Origin of the sequence: Bacillus sp. 17RED48, from assembly GCF_019837545.1 — a bacterium.
Taxonomy (GTDB): Bacteria; Bacillota; Bacilli; order Bacillales; family Bacillaceae_G; genus Bacillus_A; species Bacillus_A wiedmannii.
This window is the reverse complement of record NZ_JADAXG010000001.1, coordinates 1,220,835-1,229,486: the sequence shown is the minus strand read 5'-3', so window position 1 is coordinate 1,229,486 and position 8,652 is coordinate 1,220,835. Positions and strand designations below refer to the sequence as shown.

Genomic DNA, 8,652 nt, shown 5'->3' with positions numbered 1-8,652 from the left:
GGGTGCTACTGGGCCTCAGGGTATTCAAGGACCTCAAGGGAACACGGGCGCTACTGGCATAGGAGTTACCGGACCTACCGGACCTTCTGGCGGGCCTCCTGGACCTACTGGACCTCAGGGGCCTCAAGGTGTTCAAGGGAACACAGGCGCTACTGGACCTCAAGGTGTTCAAGGGAACACGGGTGCCACTGGACCTCAAGGTGTTCAAGGGAACACGGGTGCTACTGGACCTCAAGGTGTTCAAGGGAACACGGGTGCTACTGGACCTCAAGGTGTTCAAGGGCCAACAGGCGCTACCGGTGCCACTGGTATAGGAGTTACTGGCCCTACTGGACCTAGCTTCCCTGTAGCAACAATTGTTGTTACAAACAACATTCAACAAACAGTACTACAATTTAATAACTTTATTTTCAGTACTGCAATTAACGTAAACAATATTATCTTTAATGGCACAGATACAGTTACGGTTATCAACGGCGGTATTTATGTGATTAGCGTATCTATTTCTACAACTGCGCCAGGATGCGCTCCTCTTGGAGTAGGCATTTCAATTAATGGAGCAGTCGCAACTGATAACTTTTCTTCAAATTTAATAGGCGACTCACTTTCATTCACTACAATCGAAACGTTAAGAGCTGGCGCAAACATTTCTGTCCAATCTACTCTTAACGAGATTACGATCCCTGCAACAGGAAACACTAACATTCGCCTTACTGTATTTAGAATTGCTTAAATTTCACTATGTATTGTTTATAGCAAATAAAAAAAGAGCGAGAAACTCGCTCTTTTTTTGTTATGTACAATAATTCATTACTACTCTAATTCAATTGAAACATTTTTTTGTGGTACAAATGTAGAAATTGCATGTTTATAAATAAGCTGTTGCTTACCCTCTGTTTCCAGTAGGACTGTAAAATTATCAAATCCTTTAATTAATCCACGAAGCTGGAAACCATTTAATAAGTACAGCGTAACAAACGTATTTTCTTTACGGAGTTGATTTAAAAACTGATCTTGAATATTGATTGATTGCTTCATGTCGAATCCTCCTCTTTTTCTCTACTTACTATTATTCGACTTTAGTTGTAATTTTCCTTCTATGTATCGTAAAATTTCTGACGTTTTTTCACCGCCTGTAACATCAAACCACGTGACATCCATCTTATTACGGAACCACGTTAATTGACGCTTTGCATAACGACGTGAATTAGTCTTTAATTGTGATACCGCTTCTTCTAAAGAGACACGATCCTCAAAATAATCATATATCTCTTTATACCCAATCGCTTGAATAGATTGACAATCTCGTATCCCTCTATTATACAATCCTTCTACTTCTTCTAATAACCCTTGGTCCATCATTATATCAACTCGTAAGTTAATGCGATCGTATAGCATTTCTCGATCCATTGTCAAGCCAATCAAGGAAACATCGTATAATAACTCGTTTTCTTGTTTTTCAAGTTGATCACTCATTTTTTCACCCGTCGTGTGGAAAATTTCTAACGCTCTAATGACACGACGTACATTATTTGCATGAATACGCTCAGCACTTTCTGGGTCTACTTCTTGTAATTTCTTATGTACATATTCCACACCACGTTCTAATGCTAACTTTTCCATTTGTTCTCGGTATATAGTATCGCCAGCATCATCCGTAAACTGATAATCGAATAAAACAGATTGTATATACAGACCAGTTCCACCAACGATAATTGGCAATTTACCACGCTCTGTAATCTCTCGAATATGCTTACGAACACGTTCTTGAAATTCGGCAACAGAAAATGATTCTTCCGGATTTTTTATATCGACCATATAATGCGGCATTCCATCCATCTCTTCTTCTGTCACCTTTGCAGTTCCAATATCCATCGTACGATAAATCTGCATGGAATCTCCACTTATAATTTCACCATTCAACGCTTTGGCAAGATCAATACTTAACTTCGTCTTTCCAACAGCAGTTGGTCCAATGATGACAGCAACTTTTTCACGTTGCACTTCTCCCATATCATTCAACTCTCTTTATGTAATGTACTCCATCTATTGATTATATCCAATCTTACCAATTTTAACGGCATGATTGCAAGTTCTTTCATTTCGGTACATGAAATTATAAATAAAAAAGAACATAGTTTGTCCAATTCCGCATATACATGATTAAAAATACCTTCGAGAGGATGAGTTGACTATGAAACAATCCACCATTAATTTTTCATCTTTAACAAAAGACCTTATTTTAGCTACTGCTACAAAAGAACAAAATTGTTCACAAGAAGAATTATATTTCGCCTTAAATTGTTTGCTACGTTCTTTTCATTCTACTCTCCAAGAAACAACATTACATCCAGAAAATAAAAATACAGAGTATATACAAAATCAATTTTGCAGTGCCTATAAAATTATTACAGGTAAAACTATTTATCCTTTTCAATAACCTATAAAAGGCGGTTGCTTACATACTTTCAAGCAACCGCCTTTTATATTAATACATATACACTATTTGATCACTTTCACTTTTACAGATTTGCGCCCCCAGCTATTGGCACTACCATCTGAACCGACTAATACATCAATACGATTTCCTTTAATCGCACCACCAGTATCTCCAGCAATCGCTTCTCCATATCCTTCTACCCATACTTTTGATCCAAGCGGAATTACTTTAGGATCAACAGCAATTACTTTCATATTCGGATTCGCTGTTAAATCATGCCCCATTGCAGTTAATACACGACCACCATACGTACCATTCTCACTTGGATGGGCTGTATACGCTGTCGCTTCTACTGTTATTTCACGTCCACCAGCAGGTGCACTTGTTTCAGTAGATTTCGTAACTTGTTTCGTAGTTGACTGTTGTTTTGCGACAGGTTTACTTGATTCTACATTTTTAACAGACTCTTTGCTCTTAACTACTTTATTATTTTTAACTGGCGTATTTACTCTTACTGGCGCCTCTTCTTGCGTTACAACTTCTTTCTTTTCTATTACAGGTGCCGTCCCTGTTAAAAATGGCATGTGAACATATCCCGTTTTTCCATTATAGTCAAATTGTAACCATTCATTTTGAACTTGATTTGTCGTTTCAATTACATCATCTTTATTCAGTTTACCAAGAATTTCAGAGTCAGTATTCGCTCCAGCACGAACATTTAACGCGCCCGCCGTTACATAATATGTACTTTTTGTAAATTCAGCACTTACAAACGCTTCTTTACCATTTAATTTAATTTTTGCCCATCCGTTTTCTGTATTTATAACATCTAATTTATTTCCACTTAACATTTTACCTACAAGCTTTGACTCTACAGTTGGGTTTTCTCTAACATTTAATACGTCTGTTGTTACAATCGTTTCTGCTTTCGCAGAACCTGCAAAAATCCCAAGACCAAAAACTGCCGCCGTTGCTATACCTAATAATTTTTTCATGAATAGCCTCCATTTGCTTTGTTTTCGTATTTTCATTATAGCAACAGATTTTTAAGATTTTTAGAAATCACACAATTACAAACCATTCGTAATACACGATTAATGAGTTGTAACATAAATTTCCATATTAATGAATTCCATTTCTAATAGAATTCCCAATAGTTTTCATATATTTTCTACATATCAGCCCAGAATTTTTTTCCAAAAAAAATTACAGTATTACTTTTTTGTTACAAAAAAACCATATTTCATTACATCTTTTACCAAAATTCATCATTCTCCAATTATTAATCTCCTTTTTTGTAATAAAAAAGAGCAGCTAATAAAAGCTACTCCTTTTTCATGTGTTATTTAACTTTCTTTTTCCAAATCCCCATCATAAGAGCTGAAATAACTGTCCCTATAAATATCGAGAAAATATATAGCACCGGTTTATTTACTAATGCGATAACAAACAATCCACCATGCGGTGCTGGTAATGTAATTTGGAATAACATAGATAATGCACCCGCAATACTTGAACCAACAACACAACTTACTATTACTCGAATCGGATCTGCAGCTGCAAATGGAATCGCACCTTCTGTAATAAACGATGCTCCCATAATATAATTTGTTAAACCAGATTTACGTTCTGCTTCAGTAAATTTCGATTTAAAGAAAGTAGTTGCGAATGCAATCGCTAATGGTGGTACCATACCACCCGCCATAACAGCAGAGTGCACGCCAAAGTTCTGCGCTTCTATTGCAGCAATACCAAATGTAAATGCAGCTTTGTTAATTGGACCACCCATATCAATTGCCATCATACCACCTAATATAAGACCTAGTAATATAGCATTTGTACCGTTCAAACCATTTAACCAACCTGTTAACATTTCATTCAATGCTACTACAGGCGGAATTACTACTTTTTGCATAACAACTCCTGTAATCAACAATCCAAAGACCGGATATAACAATACAGGTTTAATTCCTTCTAACTGTGCTGGTAATCCTGAAAACAATCTTTTCAATCCTAAAACAACATACCCAGCTAAGAAACCAGCAATTAATCCCCCTAAAAATCCAGCATTCGCATGTGCTGCTAAGAATCCACCGACAACACCAGGCATAAATCCTGGACGATCAGCAATAGAACTCGCAATAAATCCAGCTAAAATTGGTACGAGGAATAAAAACGCACCTGTTTTGCCTCCACCAATAGACATTAACAATTCAGCCAATGGTCCTTCTGCTTTTATACCACCAATCCAAAATGCTAGTGCAATTAAAATCCCGCCACCAACAACGAATGGAAGCATATTACTTACACCACTCATTAAGTGCTTATAAATCCCTAATCCTTTTTCTTCCTCTGTACTTTCTGTCTTCCCATCTTCCTTTATTCCTTTAAAGATTGGCGCATCTTGTTTTACAGCTCGATTAAGAAGCGCTTCCGTTTTTCTAATCCCATCAGCGACTGGCACTTGAATGACATGTTTCCCAGCAAAACGGTTCATTTCTACTTGTTTATCTGCCGCAACAATTATAGCCGTTGCGCGTTCAATGTCCTCTTTCGTTAAACCGTTTTTTACTCCTGTTGATCCGTTCGTCTCAACTTTAATTGCTATACCTAGCTCTGCTGCTTTTGCTTTCAAGCTATCCGCTGCCATATAGGTGTGAGCGATTCCAGTTGGGCAAGCCGTAACTGCTAGTACGTATGGTTCGTTTCCTTCTGGTTTTGCAACTTCAATGTCTTCTTCTTCTTTTTCATTCTCTTTTTCATCAAATAAACGAAGAAGTTCCTCTTCATCCTTTGCTTCTAACAATTGCTTACGAAATCCTTCATCCATTAATAATGTAGATAGGCGCGATAACGTTTCTAAATGAGTATTATTCGCCCCTTCGCTCGCAGCAATCATAAAGAATAAATGCGCTGGCTGTCCGTCAAGCGATTCATAGTTGATACCGCTTACACTTCTACCAAAACAAATCGCTGGTTGTTTAACAGCTTTTGTTTTCGCATGAGGTATTGCAATCCCTTCCCCTATGCCAGTTGTACTTTGTGACTCCCGCTTTAAAATAGCTTCTTTAAATTCAGCTTTACTATTTAAACGATTTGCGCCGTCTAATTTCTCAACTAATTCATCTATGACAGCTTCTTTATTTGAAGCTGTCAAATTCATAATAACTGTATCCCTTTTTAATAGTTCTGTAATTTTCATATGTTGCTCCCCCCTATCGCTTAGCTACAATTACTTGCGACAATAATTCTTCTACTTTTTCTTTTTCACATAAATCAGCTGAAAATGCTGTTGCACTCCCTGTTGCAACGCCATATTGAAATGCCTTTTCAATATCTTTTGTCTGTTCATATTTACCCACAAATCCTGCAACGAGAGAATCTCCGGCCCCAACCGAATTAATTACAACACCTTTTGGAACAGTTGCTTCATATATACCTTCTGCCGTAAATAATAAAGCCCCATCTCCAGCCATTGATACGATAACATGCTCTACACCTTGTTCAACTAATTTTCTTCCAAACGGTAAAACATCTTCTACTGTTGAAATCTCTACTCCGAATAACTCACCAAGTTCATGATGATTAGGCTTTATTAAAAATGGTTTATTTTTAATTACATGCTGCAGCGCACTTCCACTTGCATCGACTACTACGCGAATACCTTTCTCAGCTCCGAGCGTTGCGATTGATTCATAAAAAGTAGTTGAGATAGACGCCGGTACACTTCCAGCTAGTACAACACAATCTCCCTGCCTCATACTTTCGATTTGTTTCATTAATTGTTCAAATTGTTCATTTGTCACATTAGGACCTTGCCCATTTAATTCTGTCTCTTCTTGCCCTTTTATTTTCACATTAATTCGGGAATCACCGTCTACTTGGACGAAGTTTGTTGTTACACCTTCCGCCTGTAATACATCTTTAATAAATCGACCGGTAAATCCACCAGTAAATCCAAGCGCTACATTTTCAACACCTAAACGATGAAGAACACGAGAAACGTTAATACCTTTCCCTCCAGGAAATTTCATATCTTTCTCTGCTCGATTTACTGCGCCTAAATCGAAGGAATTAACTTGTACTACATAATCAATAGATGGGTTTAAAGTAACTGTATAGATCATTGTTTATCAGCCTCAATTACATTGGTTTGTCTTTTATATTTTTCTAAATCAATTTCTAAATGGTTTGTAATAATATTCGCTTCTTCAACATTGGCTATTTTCGCAAACGCAACTTCTGAAAACTTACTTTCATCAATTAAGAAATATCCTTCGTTCGCAAATGTTAATGCCATTTGTTTTAAAAGTGCCTCTTCTGGATCTGGAGTTGTAAAACCAAGCTGTTCATGTACACCATTCGCTCCTAAGAAACATTTATCAAAACGGTACTTCTGCATGCTTTCCTGTGCCATAGCACCAATTAAAGCTTTCGTCCTACTTTTCATCATTCCACCTAGTAAATACGCACGAATATTATTTTCAGCTAAAGCTTCAATATGCATAAGTCCATTCGTAACGACAGTAACATCTTTATTTATTAAAAATGGAATCATTTCAAATGTTGTACTTCCTGCATCTAAATAAATGCAATCACCTTGTTCAACAATGCTAGCCGCATAGTTAGCAATTTGTTGCTTTATTTGAATGTTTTTGGATGATTTTTCAACCATCGTTGGCTCTTGCCCTTTTCCTGTTAAAACAGCAGCACCACCATGAACTCTTTTTAATAACCTTTGCTTTTCCAATTGCGCTAAATCACGACGAATTGTTGATTCAGAGCTTTCTGTTCTTTCCACTAATTGCTGTAATTTAACAACCTTCTGCTCTTTTACAAGTTGCAATATCATTTGATGACGTTCAGGAGTTAACATTTTATTCACCTCTTCTTTGATTACAGTATAATGAAAACGATCACAAAAATCAACCATAAACATTCACAAATAACCAAAACCGGTCATAAACAGTTATAAACAATAAAAAAGAAACCCATTTGATTGTTATATCAAATGGGTTTCTTTTTTCGATTCACTTATAAAGAAGCTTTATATATACTTAAAACATCGTCTTTATTTAATTTTTTAAAGTTACCAAATTCACCATAAGCCATCGCTTTATCAGCCATTAAATCAATTTCATTTTCCCCAATACCGTAATCCGCTAACCTTACTGGTGCCTCAATTGAAGTCCAAAATTGACGTAACGCCTCAATTCCTTCTAGCGCAATTTCTCGATCAGCCTTTTCATCTGTTTCTACATCGAATACACGAATAGCGAACTGTTTAAAACGACTTACATTTTCATCTACAACACGCTTCATCCAGTTCGGGAATAAAATCGCAAGGCCACCCCCGTGTGGTATATCATGAACCGCAGATACTGCATGTTCAATATTATGAGTCGCCCAATCTCCTTTTACTCCCATCGCTAAAATACCGTTTAACGCCATAGTACCGCAATATAAAATAGTTTCTCTATGCTCATAATTTTCTAAATCACTTAAAAGCTTAGGAGCAGTTTCAATTACTGTTTTTAAAACAGATTCACAATAACGATCTTGTAATTCTGTATTTGTTCCATGATGGAAGTATTGCTCTAATACGTGCGACATAATATCTACCATACCGTAAATTGTTTGATCCCTCGGCACAGAAACAGTATGAACTGGATCTAAAATCGAAAACTGCGGGAAAGTAACTGGGCTACCCCAGCCATATTTTTCATTCGTTTCCCAGTTTGTAATGACAGAACCAGCATTCATTTCAGATCCTGTTGCCGCAAGCGTAAGTACCGTACCAAATGGTAACGCCCCACTAGCAAATGCTTTTTTCGTTACAATATCCCATACATCTCCATCATATTTGCTACCAGCAGCAATCGCCTTCGTACAGTCGATTACACTTCCTCCGCCAACCGCCAATATGAATTCGACGCCATTATCTTTACAGATTTGAATCCCTTTCTTTACAGTTGATACACGCGGATTCGGTTCAACACCTGTCAATTCAAATATTTCTGCATTTATATCTTTTAAAATAGAAATTACATTATCATAAATACCATTTCTTTTAATACTGCCTCCCCCGTATACGAGAAGAACCTTTTTACCGAACTGTGGAATTTCAGTTTTCAACTGTTCTAATTGACCTTTACCGAAAATAAGTTTCGTTGGATTACGAAATACAAAATTTTGCATATTTCTTTACCATC

General features: G+C 36.8%; 9 protein-coding genes. 2 read left to right on the top strand and 7 right to left on the bottom strand.

Features of this window, described 5'->3' with window-relative positions:
- A partial coding sequence (locus ILT06_RS06775; RefSeq protein WP_222654935.1) for a Gly-Xaa-Xaa repeat protein occupies positions 1 to 733 on the top strand: 733 nt, incomplete at its 5' end.
- An 80-nt stretch (positions 734 to 813) separates the two neighbouring features.
- Here the strand turns inward: ILT06_RS06775 and hfq are convergent.
- Together hfq and miaA are read right to left on the bottom strand one after the other, a co-directional pair.
- Positions 814 to 1,038: an RNA chaperone Hfq gene (hfq, locus tag ILT06_RS06770; RefSeq protein WP_000813896.1), complete on the bottom strand. Its 225-nt coding sequence runs from the start codon at positions 1,036 to 1,038 to the stop codon at positions 814 to 816.
- A 21-nt stretch (positions 1,039 to 1,059) separates the two neighbouring features.
- Positions 1,060 to 2,013 carry a tRNA (adenosine(37)-N6)-dimethylallyltransferase MiaA gene (miaA, locus tag ILT06_RS06765; RefSeq protein ID WP_064475075.1) on the bottom strand — a complete coding sequence of 318 codons (954 nt, stop codon included), beginning with the start codon at positions 2,011 to 2,013 and terminating at the stop codon, positions 1,060 to 1,062.
- Between the two features lie 181 nt (positions 2,014 to 2,194).
- On the opposite strand from miaA, the gene ILT06_RS06760 reads away from it, so the two are divergent.
- Positions 2,195 to 2,440 (top strand): hypothetical protein, encoded by a 246-nt coding sequence (locus ILT06_RS06760; RefSeq protein WP_000814419.1) that lies wholly within the window; start codon positions 2,195 to 2,197, stop codon positions 2,438 to 2,440.
- Between the two features lie 62 nt (positions 2,441 to 2,502).
- Here ILT06_RS06760 and entD read toward each other — a convergent pair whose 3' ends face one another.
- From entD to ILT06_RS06735, 5 genes are all read right to left on the bottom strand, one after another.
- Positions 2,503 to 3,435 (bottom strand): cell wall-binding protein EntD, encoded by a 933-nt coding sequence (entD, locus tag ILT06_RS06755; RefSeq protein WP_098103122.1) that lies wholly within the window; start codon positions 3,433 to 3,435, stop codon positions 2,503 to 2,505.
- A gap of 347 nt (positions 3,436 to 3,782) precedes the next feature.
- Complete coding sequence (locus ILT06_RS06750) at positions 3,783 to 5,642, bottom strand: PTS fructose transporter subunit IIABC (protein ID WP_098103415.1); 1,860 nt, start codon at positions 5,640 to 5,642, stop codon at positions 3,783 to 3,785.
- 13 nt (positions 5,643 to 5,655) lie between these two features.
- Positions 5,656 to 6,567, bottom strand: coding sequence for a 1-phosphofructokinase (gene pfkB / locus ILT06_RS06745; RefSeq protein ID WP_088047334.1), 912 nt, complete (start codon positions 6,565 to 6,567; stop codon positions 5,656 to 5,658).
- Positions 6,564 to 7,316: a DeoR/GlpR family DNA-binding transcription regulator gene (locus ILT06_RS06740; RefSeq protein ID WP_098103414.1), complete on the bottom strand. Its 753-nt coding sequence runs from the start codon at positions 7,314 to 7,316 to the stop codon at positions 6,564 to 6,566. Before ILT06_RS06740 ends, pfkB begins: the two co-directional genes overlap by 4 nt.
- A 158-nt stretch (positions 7,317 to 7,474) precedes the next feature.
- Entirely contained in the window at positions 7,475 to 8,638 is a 1,164-nt protein-coding gene (locus ILT06_RS06735) for an iron-containing alcohol dehydrogenase (protein ID WP_064475071.1), read from the bottom strand.
- Positions 8,639 to 8,652: the final 14 nt, after the last annotated feature.